The sequence below is a fragment of the Streptomyces sp. NRRL WC-3618 genome (genome assembly GCF_001280005.1).
Classification (GTDB): domain Bacteria; phylum Actinomycetota; class Actinomycetes; order Streptomycetales; family Streptomycetaceae; genus Streptomyces.
In genome coordinates, this window is the sequence record NZ_LGDW01000426.1 from 46731 (window position 1) to 60829 (window position 14099).

The window sequence follows — 14099 nt, forward strand, 5'->3', positions numbered from 1 at the left end:
TGCCGGGACGGGCCGGCGGGTCAGGAACCCGCGCCGAAGGCCTTGCGCACCCGGGCCTTGAGGAGCTTTCCGGAGGCGGTGCGCGGGAGTTGGTCCGCGATGACGACCGACTTCGGGATCTTGTACTTGGCGAGCCGTCCGGACAGTGAGGCCAGCACCTCGTCCGCGTCGAGGGACGTACCCTCGCGGGGCACGACGACCGCGCGCGGCACCTCGCCCCACTTCTCGTCGGCGACGCCGATGACCGCGCACTCGACGATGTCGGGGTGGGCCAGCAGCAGGTCCTCGATCTCGGCGGGGTAGATGTTCTCCCCACCCGAGATGATCATGTCCTTGATGCGGTCGACGACGTAGACGTAACCGTCCTCGTCGATCCGGGCGGCGTCCCCGCTGCGGAACCAGCCGTCCGTGAAGGAGGCGGCCGTCTCCTCCGGCAGCCCCCAGTAGCCGGGCATGACGTGCGGCCCACGGACCACGATCTCGCCGGGCTCGCCGACCTCGGCCGGCGTCAGGTCCGGCCGTACCACCCGTACGTCGCTGAAGAAGTGCGGCACGCCCGCCGAACCGGCCTTGCTGATCGCGTGTTCGGCGTCCAGGAAGAGGGTGCCTGGTGAGGCCTCGGTCATGCCGTAGCCCTGGAGGAAGGTGAGTCCGCGTTCCTGGAACCTGGCGATGAGCGGGGTCGGCACGGGTGAGCCGCCGCAGGAAAGCATGCGCAGCGACGACAGGTCGGCGTCGGCCCAGCGCGGGTGTCTCGCCACCTGGTCGAACATGGTCGGCACCCCGAACATGAAGGTGATCCGGTGCCGTTCGACGAGGTCGAAGGTCTCGTCCGCCGAGAAGGACTCGACCAGGACACAGGTACCGCCCTTGAGCAGCACCGGCAGGGTGAGCATGTTCAGCCCGGCCGTGTGGAACAACGGGGCGGAGACCAGGGCGCGTTCGTCGGTGATGACGTCCTGGTCGACGAGCACGTTGACGGCGTTCCAGGTGAGGTTGCCGTGGGTGAGCATGGCGCCCTTGGGGCGGCCCGTCGTACCCGAGGTGTACATGATGATGCAGGTGTCGTCAGCGGTGACCGGCGCGTCCACGGGCTCGGCGGAAGCGCCGGCGAGCGCCTCCTCGTACTCGGTGCCGACCTCGACGTACGCGCGCACGTCCGTGCTGCCGGGGAGTCCGGCGACGAGGCCGGCGTGCGAGGGGCCGTAGACGAGGGCCTTGGTGCCGGAGTCGGCGAGCTGGTAGGCGATCTCCGGGCCGGCCAGGCGGGTGTTGAGCGGTACGAAGACCGCGCCGAGTGTGCCCGCCGCGAACAGTGTCTCCAGGTAGGTGGGGTGGTTCGGGCCCAGATAGGCGATCCGGTCACCACGGCGCACGCCCCGGTCGCGCAGGGCGTGCGCGAGACGGGTGGTGCGCTCGTACAGCTGTGCGTAGCTGATCGTGGTGTCGCCGTGGATCAGGGCGGTGCGTTGGGGGGTCTTGCGGGCCCGGCGGGCGGGCCAAGACCCCAGTCCCTCGTTGCGCATCGTTGCGCCCCTCTACGAGTAACGATTGACGGGTAACGGGTGGCCGAACACGGGTTACACCGGTCCTGGCTTCGTCAGCCCGAGCAGCCGGGCGGCGTTCTCCTTGAGGATCTTCGGCCGGACCTCGTCCTTGATCGGGAGCTTCTCGAAGTCGGCGAGCCAGCGGTCGGGGGTGAGCACCGGGTAGTCCGAGCCGAAGAGGACCTTGTCCTTGAGCAGCGTGTTGGCGTACTGCACCAGCTGCGGCGGGAAGTACTTCGGCGACCAGCCGGACAGGTCGATGTGCACGCCCGGCTTGTGCGTGGCGACGGCGAGCGCCTCGTCCTGCCAGGGGAACGACGGATGCGCCAGGATGATCTTCATGTCCGGGAAGTCGGCGGACACGTCGTCGATGTGCAGCGGGTTCGAGTACTTGAGCCTGATCCCGCCGCCGCCGGGGACGCCCGCGCCGATGCCGGTCTGGCCGGTGTGGAAGAGCGCGATCGTGCCGGTCTCCTCGATCACCTCGTACAGCTCGTAGGCGACCGCGCGGTCGTTGGGGAAGAAGCCCTGGATGCTGGGGTGGAACTTGAAGCCCCTGACCCCGTACTCCTCGACCAGCCGGCGGGCCTGCTTCACGCCCGCCCGGCCCCGGAAGGGGTCGATGGAGGCGAAGGGGATCAGCACGTCCGGGTTGGCCGCTGCGGCCTCGGCGACCTCCTCGTTCGGGACGGGCGCGGTGCCGGTCGCGGACTCGGCGTCCACCGTGAAGATGACGGCGGCCATCTTCCGCTCGCGGTAGTAGGCGGCGGTCTCCTCCAGGGTCGGCTTCCGCTTGCCCTCGACCTTGAAGTAGGCCGACGAGGCGTCGTGGAGGTCGTCGTCCAGGGACGAGGTGCCCTTGGAGGAGATCTCGGCGTGGGTGTGGACGTCGATCGCGACGAGTTCCTCGACATTGAGGTTCGCCATGGTTACGCCTCCGGGAACTTGGGGGCGGGGATGCCCACCGACTGGAGCTCGGAGCCGACCGAGGTGGGCCAGGCGTCGGCCAGGGTCTCGGGGGTCCAGCCGCCGTCGGCGTACGCGGTCTTGATCTCCTGCGGATGCGACCAGAGTGCCACCTTGTCGCCGCCGATGCCGATGGCCTGGCCGGTGATGCCCCGGGCGGCCTCGGAAGCGAGGAACGGGACGAGGGCCGCGCAGTCCTCGGGGGTGCCGAAACCCTCGCCCTTGCGCAGGAACGACGGGAACGGCTCGCCGTTCTTCAGCGCCTCGATGTACGGGGCGAAGGCCGGGATCGTCTCGGTCATGGCGGTGGCGGCCACCGGCACGATCGCGTTGACGGTGATGTTCGCGCGGCCCAGCTCCATCGACCAGGTACGGGCGAAGGCGGCGATGCCGGCCTTGGCGGCGGCGTAGTTCGTCTGCCCGAAGTTGCCGCGCTGGCCGGCCGGGGAACCGACCAGGATCAGCGTGCCGCCCTCGCCCTGCTCGCGCATGCGTACGGCGGCGGCGCGGGCACAGGTGAAGGTGCCCTTGAGGTGGGTGGTGATCACCGCGTCGAAGTCGTCGTCGGTCATCTTCCACAGCACCTTGTCGCGCAGGATGCCCGCGTTGGTGACCAGGATGTCGAGGCGCCCGAACTCCTCCACCGCGCGGTTCACGAGCCGCTCGGCGGCCTCGGTCGTGCCGACCGGAACCACCTCGGCGACGGCGGTGCCGCCCGCCGCGGTGATGGACTTCACGGCCTGCTCCGCCACGGTCTCGTCGACGTCGTTGACGACCACGGAGGCGCCGGCGGCGGCGAGAGCGTGTGCGTAGGCGAGGCCGAGGCCACGACCACTGCCGGTGACGACGGCGACCTTGCCGGTCAGATCGATGCTGGGCACGAGGGGGGTCCCTTCACAAGACGACAGCTCAAGACGACTGCTCGAGATCGAAGCTAAGAGCAATAATTGTTGACGTCAATAGTTGTTGCCGACAGACGCGTGAGTCATGCTGGAATCAGTGCATGGAACCGCCCCACCCCGGGGCCTCGACGAGGGAGCCCGCCATCGCCCGCCAGCAGGACGTCCACGACCCCGCCCCGATCGACGCCCAGGAGCCCTGGATGCGCGGCCTGCACTCGGACACCGGCTACCTGCTGTACCGGCTTGGCCTGCGCTCGGGCCAGTTGTTCAACACCTTCCTCCAGGAGTCGGGGCTACGGCTGCGCCACTACGCGGTGGTCCGTTTCCTGGCCACCTCCACGGGCGCGCTCCAGCGCGAGCTGAGCACGTCGCTCGGCTACGACCCGAGCGCGATCGTCGGCCTGGTCGACGACCTGGAGAAGCTGGGCTTCGTCGAACGCCGCCCCTCCCCCGACGACCGCCGCAGCCGGATCGTCGCCCTCACCGCGGACGGCCGCGCCTTCCTCCGCGACACCGACGAGGCCGGCCGGCGCGTGACCAACGAACTGCTGGACCCGCTCACCCCGGCGGAGCGGGAGACTCTGCACACCCTGCTCCAGCGGCTCACGGAGGACGGGCTCAGCTGACAGCGGGCGCATTCTTGACAGTGACGCCAGTCCACACCCCGGGGAGCCGCCCGCCCATGACCACCCGCTCCGCGCCCGACCGACTGCTGTCCGTGCTCGGCGCCTTCGACCACGAGCACCCGGCGCTGTCCCTGACGGACATCAGCCGCCGGGCCGGGCTGACCCTCACCACCACGCACCGCCTCGTGGCCGCCCTCGCCGACTGGGGCGCGCTGGAACGGGACGAGGCCGGCGTCTACCACGTGGGCCTCAGGCTCTGGGAGATCGCGGCGCTCGCCCCGCGCGGGCTGGCGCTGCGGCAGATCGCCCTGCCGTATCTGGAGGACCTGTACGAAGCGACGCACGAGAACGTGCAGTTGGCGGTACGGGACGGCGGTGAGGTCGTCTACATCGAGTGGCTGTCGGCCCGTTCGGCGGTCGGGGTGCACATCCGGATCGGGGCCCGCTGGCCGCTGCACGCCACGGGCGTCGGCCTCGCGCTGCTCGCACACGGCGACCCGGTGCTCCAACAGGAGTACTGCGAGGGCCCGTTGACCGCCTTCACCCGGCACACGATCACCGACCCGGCCCGGTTGCGCCGCATCCTGGCCGAAGTGCGGCGCACCGGCGTCGCGGTGAGCAGTCGTCAGGTCACCGACGACGCCGTATCGGTGGCGGCGCCGGTACGCGGGCCGGGCGGCGCGGTGACCGCCGCGGTGTCGGTCGTGGTGCCCATCGCCCACGCCCAGGTTCCGGTGCTGGTGCCCGCGGTGCGACTGGCGGCGCGGGGGATCTCGCGCGCGCTGGGCTGGCGTCCGGAGCAGCAGGCCTGAGTCGCATCGGGTGAACTCACCTGTGGCAGAAGGAAATTCGCCTTCCCCCTCTTGACGGCCGGAGCCACCGGGAGCACATTGGGCCCACTTTGAGAGCGCTCTCAAGGCTTCTCGAAGGCCCCCCGCACCCCCACTCCGTACCCGAAGAGGCACCCATGAGGGACACTTCAGGCACTTCACCCGCTTCAGGCCCACCCGTCGGGCGCGGCCCACTCCGGCGCACACTCGTCGCCGTCGGCGCCGTCCTCAGCCTCGCGGCAGCCGCCGTGACGGTGGCCCAGGCGGACGCGCCGGCCCCGCCCACCGGCTGGACGCAGGTCTTCCTCGACGACTTCGACGGCACCGCCGGGACTGGTATCAACACCGGCAACTGGCAGTACGCGACCGGGACTTCGTACCCCGGTGGCCCCGCCAACTGGGGCACCGGGGAGATCGAGACGATGACGAACAGCACGAACAACGTCTCGCTCGACGGCAGCGGCAACCTCCGGATCACCCCGGTGCGCGACTCCGCCGGCAACTGGACCTCGGGCCGCGTCGAGACCAACCGCACCGACTTCCAGCCCCCGGCCGGCGGCAAGCTGCGCGTCGAGGCCCGCCTCCAGGTGCCGAACGTCACCGGTGCGGCCGCCCTCGGGTACTGGCCCGCGTTCTGGATGCTCGGGGCGCCCTACCGGGGCAACTACCAGAACTGGCCGAGCGTCGGCGAGCTGGACATCATGGAGAACACCCAGGGCCGCAACACCATCTGGGGCACCATGCACTGCGGCACGAGTCCGGGCGGCGCCTGCAACGAGACGACCGGCATCGGCTCCACCACCAGCTGCGCCGGCACGACGTGTCAGGCCGGCTTCCACACCTACCGTATGGAGTGGGACCGTTCGGTGAGCCCGGAGGCGATCCGCTTCTTTGTCGACGGCACCAACTACCACACGGTGACCGCGAACCAGGTCGACGCGACGACCTGGGCGAACGCCACGAACCACGGTTTCTTCATCATCCTGAACGTGGCGATGGGCGGCGCCTTCCCGGCGGCGTTCGGCGGCGGGCCGGACGCGGGGACGATCTCGGGGCGCCCGATGGTCGTCGACTACGTGCAGGTGCTCCGGTCGACCACCGGTGGCGGCACGACCACGCCTCCGCCGACCGGGACCCGGGACGCGTACAGCGCCGTGCAGGCCGAGTCGTACAACAGCCAGTCGGGCACCAGCACGGAGACCACCACCGACACCGGCGGCGGGCAGAACATCGGTTCGCTGGCGAACGGCGACTGGGCGCTCTACCAGAACGTCAACTTCGGCTCCACGCCCGCCACCCAGTTCGTCGGCAGGGTCGCGAGCGGCGCCGGGTCGGGCGTGAGCGGGCTGGTCGAGGTGCGCCTGGACAGCCGTACGAGCCAGCCGGTCGGCAGCTTCTCCATCGGCACCACGGGCGGCTGGCAGAGCTGGCGGACCGTACCGGCGAACATCAGCGCAGTCACCGGCACCCATGACGTCTATCTGACCTTCACCAGCGGCCAGGCGCAGGACTTCGTGAACGTGAACTGGTTCAACTTCGGCCACTGACAAGGCCGTTGTACGAGGCGTTGTACGAGGTGCCGGCTGAGGACGACGAGGGGCGGGCCGAGAGGTCCGCCCCTGGGTCGTGCGCCGCCCTCAGCGCAGTTCCGCCCGGAACGCCACCGGCGTGACTCCCGTGTGCAGGTGGAAGAACTTCGAGAAGTTCGCCGCGTCCGGGAATCCGACAGCGACCCCGACCCGCCCTATCGGCAGGGACGTGTGCGCCAGCAGACGCTTGGCCTCCAGGACCACCCGTTTGTCGATGAAGCCCTTGGGTGTCTCACCGGTCGCGGCGCGCACCGCGCGGACGAGGGTGCGGCGGGAGTAACCGAGGGCGTCGGCGTACGCGCTGACGCTGTGGTTGGTGGCGAAGCCCTTCTCCACCGCGTCCCTGAACAGGGTGAACGTGGTGTCGGCCGGCCCGCGCGCAGCCTCCGCGGAACTCGCGGCGAGATGGGACAACCGCAGCAGGAACGCGGTGAGCGAGTGGCGCAGTACCGAGGTGTGCAGACCTATCGGGAGGGTGGCCGTGTCCTCGTACTCACGGCCCAGCTGGGCCAGGGCCGCCCGCAGGCCCGCGAGTTGGGGGCCGTCCGGGCGCAGCAGCGGGGGCAGGTCGTAGCGGTAGAGGCCGGTCGACTCGACTATGGCCCGGGGCAGGAAACCGGGTTGCATGGTGAGGACGGTGCCGTGGTACTCGCTGGTGCGGGAGAAGCGGTGGACCTGCCCGGGGCGGATCCACAGCAGGTCGCCCGCTGTCGCCTCGTGCTCGGCGAAGTCGACCATGTGGGTGACGGGGCCGTCGTCGAACAGCATCACGACGTGGAAGTCGATGCGGTGGACGCGCTCCAGCGGGGCGTCCTCGTGCCAGGTGCGGTCGGGTGACAGCGCGCCGACCTGCATGCCCACACCCAGGACGCTCAGATCGACCGGGAAGGGAAACGTCCTGATGCCGCCTGTGTCCCGGACGGTGCCCTGATCGACATCTCGGGTGGTTCTGTCCGTCATGTCCTTCTCTTGCCGTGCCGGCCCGCCTGGCGTGTCCCACATTCACCAAAGGGTGACACACAGGCACCTGGCCTCGTAAAAGTCAGACTTTTAAGTTTGAACGCGTCCAGCCAGTTCATCCCCGTTCATCCACACCGACCGAGGACTTCTTGAAGATGAGTACGCAGACATCCGACAGCCTCCAGTGGACCGATCTCGACCGGCGTGCCGTCGACACGGCCCGGGTACTCGCGGCCGATGCCGTGCAGAAGGTCGGCAACGGCCACCCCGGCACCGCGATGAGTCTGGCGCCCGCCGCGTACACGATCTTTCAGAAGGTGATGCGTCACGATCCGGCCGACCCCGAGTGGACGGGCCGCGACCGCTTCGTCCTCTCCCCCGGCCACACCTCGCTGACCCTGTACACGCAACTGTTCCTGTCCGGGTACGAGTTGGAGCTGGACGACCTCCAGGCGTTCCGCACGCACGGTTCGAAGACTCCGGGTCACCCCGAGTACGGCCACACGGCGGGCGTCGAGACCACCACCGGCCCGCTCGGCCAGGGCGTCGCCAACGCGGTCGGCATGGCGATGGCCGCCCGTTACGAGCGCGGCCTCTTCGACCCCGAGGCGCCGGAGGGTGAGTCGCCCTTCGACCACACCGTCTGGGCGATCGTCTCCGACGGTGACCTGGAGGAGGGCATCTCCGCCGAGGCGTCCTCGCTGGCCGGCCACCAGAAGCTCGGCAACCTCGTCTTCGTCTACGACGACAACCACATCTCCATCGAGGGCGACACGGCGACGGCGTTCTCCGAGGACGTGCTGAAGCGGTACGAGGCGTACGGCTGGCACGTGCGGCGGATCGAGCCCGAACCCGGCGGCGACATCGACGTACGCGCGCTGTACACGGCGCTCCAGGAGGCGCGGGCCGAGACCGCGCGCCCCTCGATCATCGCGATGCGCACGATCATCGCCTGGCCCGCCCCGAACGCCCAGAACACCGAGGCCTCCCACGGCTCGGCGCTCGGTGACGACGAGGTCGCGGCCACCAAGCGCGTCCTCGGCTTCGACCCGGAGCAGTCCTTCGAGGTCGCCGCCGAGGTCCTCGCCCACTCCCGCCAGGCCCTGGACCGGGGCGCCGAGGCTCACGCGGCCTGGGACAAGCGGCTCGCCGAGTGGCGCGTCGCGCAGCCGGAGCGGGCGAAGCTGTTCGACCGGGTCGTGGCAGGTCAGCTGCCCGAGGGCTGGGAGGACGCGCTGCCGGTGTTCGAGGAGGGCGCCTCCGTCGCCACCCGCGCGGCTTCCGGCAAGGTGCTCCAGGCCCTGGGTCCGGTCATCCCGGAGCTGTGGGGCGGCTCGGCCGACCTGGCCGGCTCGAACAACACCACCATCGACAAGACCTCGTCCTTCCTCCCGGCGGACAACCCGCTGCCGGAGGCGGACCCTTACGGCCGCACGATCCACTTCGGTATCCGCGAGCACTCGATGGCCGCCGAGATGAACTACGTGTGGACGCACGACTCCATCGGCCTCGGCGAGGACGGCCCGACCCACCAGCCGGTCGAACACCTGGCCTCCCTGCGTGCCATCCCGGGCCTGAACATCGTGCGCCCGGCCGACGCCAACGAGACGGCCGTCGCCTGGGCCGAGATCCTCAGGCGGCACGCCACCGACCCGGCCCCGCACGGCCTGGCACTCACCCGGCAGGGTGTACCGACGTACGCCCGCGACGAGGATGCCGCGAAGGGCGGGTACATCCTGCGGGAGGCCTCCACGGCCGCCCCGGACGTCGTCCTGATCGCCACCGGCTCCGAGGTCCAGCTCGCCGTGGCGGCGCGCGAGGCGCTGGAGGCCGAGGGGGTGGGTACGCGCGTGGTGTCGATGCCGTGCGTGGAGTGGTTCGAGGAGCAGTCGGCCGAGTACCGCGCGAGTGTCCTTCCGCCGTCGGTGAAGGCGCGCGTGGCGGTGGAGGCGGGCATCGGTCTGACCTGGTACCGCTACGTCGGTGACGCAGGACGCATCGTCTCCCTCGAACACTTCGGCGCCTCCGCCGACGCCCAGACCCTGTTCGCCGAGTACGGCTTCACCGCCGAGAACGTCGCCCGGGCCGCGCGGGAATCCCTTTCCGCCGCCCGCGGTTGATCCGCACGCCAGAAGGAAGATGATCACAGTGACCACCGAAGCAACCGCCACCGCGGGAACACTCGAGCGCCTCTCGGACGAGGGCGTCTCGATCTGGCTGGACGACCTCTCCCGAGGGCGCATCGCCTCCGGCAACCTCGCCGGACTCATCGACACCCACCACGTCGTGGGGGTGACCACCAACCCGTCGATCTTCCAGGCCGCCATCGGCTCCGGCGAGGGGTACGAGGAGCAGCTCGCCGACCTGGCCGTGCGCGGCGTCACGGTCGACGAGGCCGTACGCATGATGACCACCGCCGACGTCCGTGCCGCCGCCGACATCCTGCGCCCGGTGTACGACGCCACGGCCGGCCGGGACGGCCGTGTCTCGATCGAGGTCGACCCGCGTCTCGCCCACGAGACGGCGGCGACGATCGCCGAGGCCAAGCAGCTGGCCTGGCTGGTCGACCGGCCCAACGTGATGATCAAGATCCCGGCGACGAAGGCGGGCCTGCCCGCGATCACCGAGGTCATCGGCCTCGGGATCAGCGTCAACGTCACCCTGATCTTCTCGCTGGAGCGCTACCGCGAGGTCATGGCCGCCTATCTGGCCGGCCTGGAGAAGGCGCAGGCCGCGGGCATCGACCTCGCGACCATCCACTCCGTCGCCTCCTTCTTCGTCTCCCGCGTCGACTCCGAGATCGACAAGCGTCTGACGGTGCTCGGCACGGCGGAGGCGCTCGCCCTCAAGGGGAGGGCGGCGCTGGCCAACGCGCGGCTCGCGTACGAGGCGTACGAGGATGTCTTCGCGGGTGAGCGCTGGACCGCCCTCGGCGGCGCCCGCGCCAACAAGCAGCGTCCGCTGTGGGCCTCGACCGGCGTCAAGGACCCCGCGTACAAGGACACCCTGTACGTCGACGAACTGGTCGCGCCCGGCACCGTCAACACGATGCCGGAGGCCACCCTCAACGCGACCGCCGACCACGGTGTCATCCACGGCGATGCGGTGAGCGGCGGCTACGCCCAGGCCCGCGCCGATCTCGCGGCCGTCGAGGGGCTCGGGATCTCGTACGACGAGGTCGTGAAGCTGCTGGAGGACGAGGGCGTCGCGAAGTTCGAGACCGCCTGGAACGAGCTGCTGGACGCCGTCACCAAGTCGCTGGACAGCAAGGGAGTTGACGGGGAATGAGCGACGAATCGACGTTGGTGACCGAGGAGGACTTCGACGTGGAGTGGCACAACCCGCTGCGCGACCCCGGCGACCGCCGTCTGCCGCTGATCGCGGGCCCGTCCGGGCTGGTCATCTTCGGGGTGACCGGTGACCTGTCCCGCAAGAAGCTGATGCCGGCCGTCTACGACCTCGCCAACCGGGGTCTGCTCCCGCCGGGCTTCTCGCTCGTCGGGTTCGCCCGCCGGGACTGGGAGGACGAGGACTTCGCGCAGATCGTCCACGACTCGGTGCGTGAGCACGCCCGCACGGAGTTCCGCGAGGAGGTCTGGCAGCAGCTCGCCGAGGGCATGCGGTTCATCCCCGGCGACTTCGGCGACGACGCGGCGTTCAAGCAACTGCGCGCGGCCGTCGAGGAGCTGGACGCGTCCCGGGGTACGAGCGGCAACTACGCCTTCTACCTCTCCGTACCGCCGAAGTTCTTCCCCAAGGTCGTCCAGCAGCTGAAGAAGCACGGGCTGGCCAACGCGCCGGAGGGGTCCTGGCGGCGCGGGGTGATCGAGAAGCCGTTCGGGCACAACCTGAAGAGCGCGCGTGAGCTGAACCGGGTCCTGCACGACGTGTTCGACCCGGAGCAGGTTTTCCGGATCGACCACTACCTCGGCAAGGAGACCGTCCAGAACATTCTGGCGCTCCGCTTCGCCAACCAGATGTACGAGCCCATCTGGAACCGGTCGTACGTCGACCACGTGCAGATCACGATGGCCGAGGACATCGGCATCGGTGGCCGGGCCGGCTACTACGACGGCATCGGGTCGGCGCGTGACGTGATCCAGAACCACCTCCTCCAGCTGATGGCCCTGACGGCCATGGAGGAGCCGATCGCCTTCGACGCCGAGTCACTGCTGACCGAGAAGCTGAAGGTCCTGAAGTCGGTGAAGCTGCCCGAACGCCTGGGCGAGCACACGGTACGCGGGCAGTACGCGGCGGGCTGGCAGGGCGGCGAGGAGGTGCCCGGCTACCTCGAGGAGGACGGCATCGACCCGCAGTCCAGCACGGACACGTACGCGGCCGTCAAGCTGGAGGTCGACAACCGCCGCTGGGCGGGCGTCCCCTTCTATCTGCGGACCGGCAAGCGGCTCGGGCGGCGCGTCACGGAGATCGCGGTCGTCTTCCAGCGCGCCCCGCACTCCCCGTTCGACTCGACGGCCACCGAGGAGCTCGGCGCGAACGCGATCGTCATCCGCGTCCAGCCCGACGAGGGCATGACGGTGCGCTTCGGTTCCAAGGTCCCGGGTACTTCGATGGAGATCAGGGACGTCACGATGGACTTCGCCTACGGCGAGTCCTTCACGGAGTCCAGCCCGGAGGCGTACGAACGGCTCATCCTGGACGTCCTGCTCGGCGACGCCAATTTGTTCCCCCGTCACCAGGAAGTGGAAGAGTCCTGGAAGATCCTCGACCCGATCGAGGAGCACTGGGGCACGCACGGCAGGCCCGCGCAGTACGCATCGGGCAGTTGGGGCCCACAGGAAGCCGACGAGATGCTCGCACGAGACGGACGGAGCTGGCGCAGGCCATGAAAATCGACCTCACCGACACCACGGCAAGCAAGATCAACAAGGCGCTGGTGAAGGGGCGGCGCGCCATCGGCACCCCTGCCGTGGGCATGGTCCTGACGATGGTGATCGTCACGGACGAGGAGAACGCCTACGACTCGATCAAGGCGGCCGAGGATGCCTCGCACGAGCACCCGGCGCGCACCCTGGTCGTCATCAAGCGGCACGCCCGCAGCCCGCGCGACCGCACCAAGTCCCACCTCGACGCCGAGGTACGGGTGGGCGCGGACGCCGGCACCGGCGAGACGGTCATCCTGCGGACGTACGGCGAGGTGTCCGACCACGCCGACTCGGTGGTCCTGCCGCTGCTGCTGCCGGACGCGCCGGTCGTCGTCTGGTGGCCGGTTAACGCTCCCGAGGTGCCCGCCAAGGACCCGCTGGGCGCTCTGGCCCAGCGCCGGATCACCGACATGTACGCGGTCGAGAAGCCGCTCGTCGCGCTGGAGGCCCGGGTGCGTTCCTACGCGCCCGGCGACACCGACCTGGCGTGGACGCGTCTGACCCCATGGCGCTCGATGCTGGCCGCGGCCCTCGACCAGGCCCGTACGGAGATCATCTCGGCGGCCGTCGAGAGCGAGGCCGACAACCCGAGCGCCGAACTGCTGGCCCGCTGGCTCGGCGCCCGCCTGTCCGTGCGGGTTGACCGTGTGATCACCGCCGGGCCGGTCGTCACGGCTGTCCGCCTCGGCACCGACAAGGGCGAGATCGTCATCGACCGCCCCGAGGGCCCGCTCGCCACGCTCACCCTGCCGGGCCAGCCCTCCCGCACCCTCGCGCTGAAGGTGCGCCCCACCTCCGAACTCATCGCCGAGGAGCTTCGCCGCCTCGACGCCGACGAGATGTACGCGATCGCCCTGCGCGGCGACAGCACCAAGGAGACCCCCAGCCATGTCTGACTCCCCCAGGCTCACCCTGCGCCCCGAGTGGACCGCGCTGGAGGACCACCGCGCCGGTGCGCTCTTCGAGCCGCGGCTGCGCGAGCTGTTCGCCGCCGATCCCGGGCGCGCGGAGCGCTACGTCGTGCGGGTCGGCGACCTGCACATCGACTACTCCAAGCATCTCGTCACCGACGAGACGCTCACCCTCCTCCAGGAACTCGCCACCGCGACGGAGGTGTTCGGGCTGCGGGACGCCATGTTCAGGGGCGAGAAGATCAACATCACCGAGGACCGGGCTGTGCTGCACACCGCGCTGCGGGCGCCTCGGGGCGCGGTGGTCGAGGTGGGCGGCGAGAACGTGGTGCCGGCCGTGCACGCCGTGCTGGACAAGATGGCCGCGTTCGCGGACAAGGTGCGTTCGGGTGAGTGGACCGGGCACACCGGGCGGCGTATCAGGAACGTCGTCAACATCGGCATCGGGTCGGGGGCTCGGATCTCGGTCCGGCGATGGCGTACGAGGCACTGCGGGCGTTCACGGCACGGGAGTTGACGTTCCGGTTCGTGTCGAACGTCGACGGCGCGGACCTGCACGAGGCGGTGCGGGACCTGGATCCGGCGGAGACGCTGTTCATCGTCGCGTCGAAGACGTTCACGACGATCGAGACGATCAGCAACGCCACCTCGGCCCGCTCGTGTCTGCTGGCGGGGCTGGGCGGCGACGAGAAGGCGGTCGCCCGGCACTTCGTGGCGCTGTCGACGAACTCCGGGAAAGTCGCGGACTTCGGCATCGACACGGACAACATGTTCGAGTTCTGGGACTGGGTCGGCGGGCGCTACTCGTTCGACTCGGCGATCGGGCTGTCGCTGATGATCGCGATCGGGCCGGAGCGGTTCCGGGAGATGCTGGACGGGTTC

The 14099-nt window shown here is 69.9% G+C and carries 11 protein-coding genes and 1 pseudogene; 8 read left to right on the plus strand and 4 right to left on the minus strand.

The genetic code is table 11. The features are described 5' to 3' along the window. Positions 1-20: 20 nt before the first annotated feature. From menE to ADL01_RS28230, 3 genes are read right to left on the minus strand one after another with little or no spacing between them, the layout of a single operon-like run. On the minus strand, positions 21-1526 hold the full coding sequence (menE, locus tag ADL01_RS28220; protein WP_053744817.1) for an o-succinylbenzoate--CoA ligase: 1506 nt from the start codon (positions 1524-1526) through the stop codon (positions 21-23). Positions 1527-1580: 54 nt separating this feature from the next. Further along, positions 1581-2474 (minus strand): amidohydrolase family protein, encoded by an 894-nt coding sequence (locus tag ADL01_RS28225; RefSeq protein ID WP_053744818.1) that lies wholly within the window; start codon positions 2472-2474, stop codon positions 1581-1583. A gap of 2 nt (positions 2475-2476) precedes the next feature. Further along, positions 2477-3394 carry an SDR family NAD(P)-dependent oxidoreductase gene (locus tag ADL01_RS28230; RefSeq protein WP_053744819.1) on the minus strand — a complete coding sequence of 306 codons (918 nt, stop codon included), beginning with the start codon at positions 3392-3394 and terminating at the stop codon, positions 2477-2479. A 221-nt stretch (positions 3395-3615) separates the two neighbouring features. On the opposite strand from ADL01_RS28230, the gene ADL01_RS28235 reads away from it, so the two are divergent. The 3 genes from ADL01_RS28235 (at position 3616) to ADL01_RS28245 (ending at position 6418) form a co-directional block, all read left to right on the plus strand. Continuing rightward, positions 3616-4041 (plus strand): MarR family winged helix-turn-helix transcriptional regulator, encoded by a 426-nt coding sequence (locus ADL01_RS28235; protein ID WP_053744830.1) that lies wholly within the window; start codon positions 3616-3618, stop codon positions 4039-4041. Between the two features lie 56 nt (positions 4042-4097). Beyond that, positions 4098-4853: an IclR family transcriptional regulator gene (locus ADL01_RS28240; protein WP_053744820.1), complete on the plus strand. Its 756-nt coding sequence runs from the start codon at positions 4098-4100 to the stop codon at positions 4851-4853. Between the two features lie 155 nt (positions 4854-5008). Next, a complete protein-coding gene (locus ADL01_RS28245) occupies positions 5009-6418 on the plus strand; it encodes a glycoside hydrolase family 16 protein (protein WP_053744821.1) in 1410 nt (469 codons plus the stop codon). Between the two features lie 90 nt (positions 6419-6508). Here ADL01_RS28245 and ADL01_RS28250 read toward each other — a convergent pair whose 3' ends face one another. After that, a complete protein-coding gene (locus ADL01_RS28250) occupies positions 6509-7420 on the minus strand; it encodes a helix-turn-helix domain-containing protein (protein ID WP_053744822.1) in 912 nt (303 codons plus the stop codon). 155 nt (positions 7421-7575) lie between these two features. Here ADL01_RS28250 and ADL01_RS28255 point away from each other — a divergent pair, with 155 nt between their 5' ends. The 5 genes and pseudogenes from ADL01_RS28255 to ADL01_RS28275 form a co-directional block, all read left to right on the plus strand. After that, the gene (locus ADL01_RS28255; protein ID WP_053744823.1) at positions 7576-9540 is read left to right on the plus strand and encodes a transketolase family protein; all 1965 of its coding nucleotides are present in this window, start codon (positions 7576-7578) and stop codon (positions 9538-9540) included. A gap of 19 nt (positions 9541-9559) precedes the next feature. Next, entirely contained in the window at positions 9560-10708 is a 1149-nt protein-coding gene (gene tal, locus ADL01_RS28260; protein ID WP_053744824.1) for a transaldolase, read from the plus strand. Then, the gene (gene zwf, locus ADL01_RS28265; RefSeq protein WP_053744825.1) at positions 10705-12270 is read left to right on the plus strand and encodes a glucose-6-phosphate dehydrogenase; all 1566 of its coding nucleotides are present in this window, start codon (positions 10705-10707) and stop codon (positions 12268-12270) included. Before tal ends, zwf begins: the two co-directional genes overlap by 4 nt. Next, positions 12267-13202 (plus strand): glucose-6-phosphate dehydrogenase assembly protein OpcA, encoded by a 936-nt coding sequence (opcA, locus tag ADL01_RS28270; RefSeq protein ID WP_053744826.1) that lies wholly within the window; start codon positions 12267-12269, stop codon positions 13200-13202. The genes zwf and opcA overlap by 4 nt, the downstream gene beginning before the upstream one ends. Then, a pseudogene (locus tag ADL01_RS28275) lies at positions 13195-14099 on the plus strand (glucose-6-phosphate isomerase); the annotation flags it as partial. The gene opcA and the pseudogene ADL01_RS28275, both read left to right, overlap by 8 nt.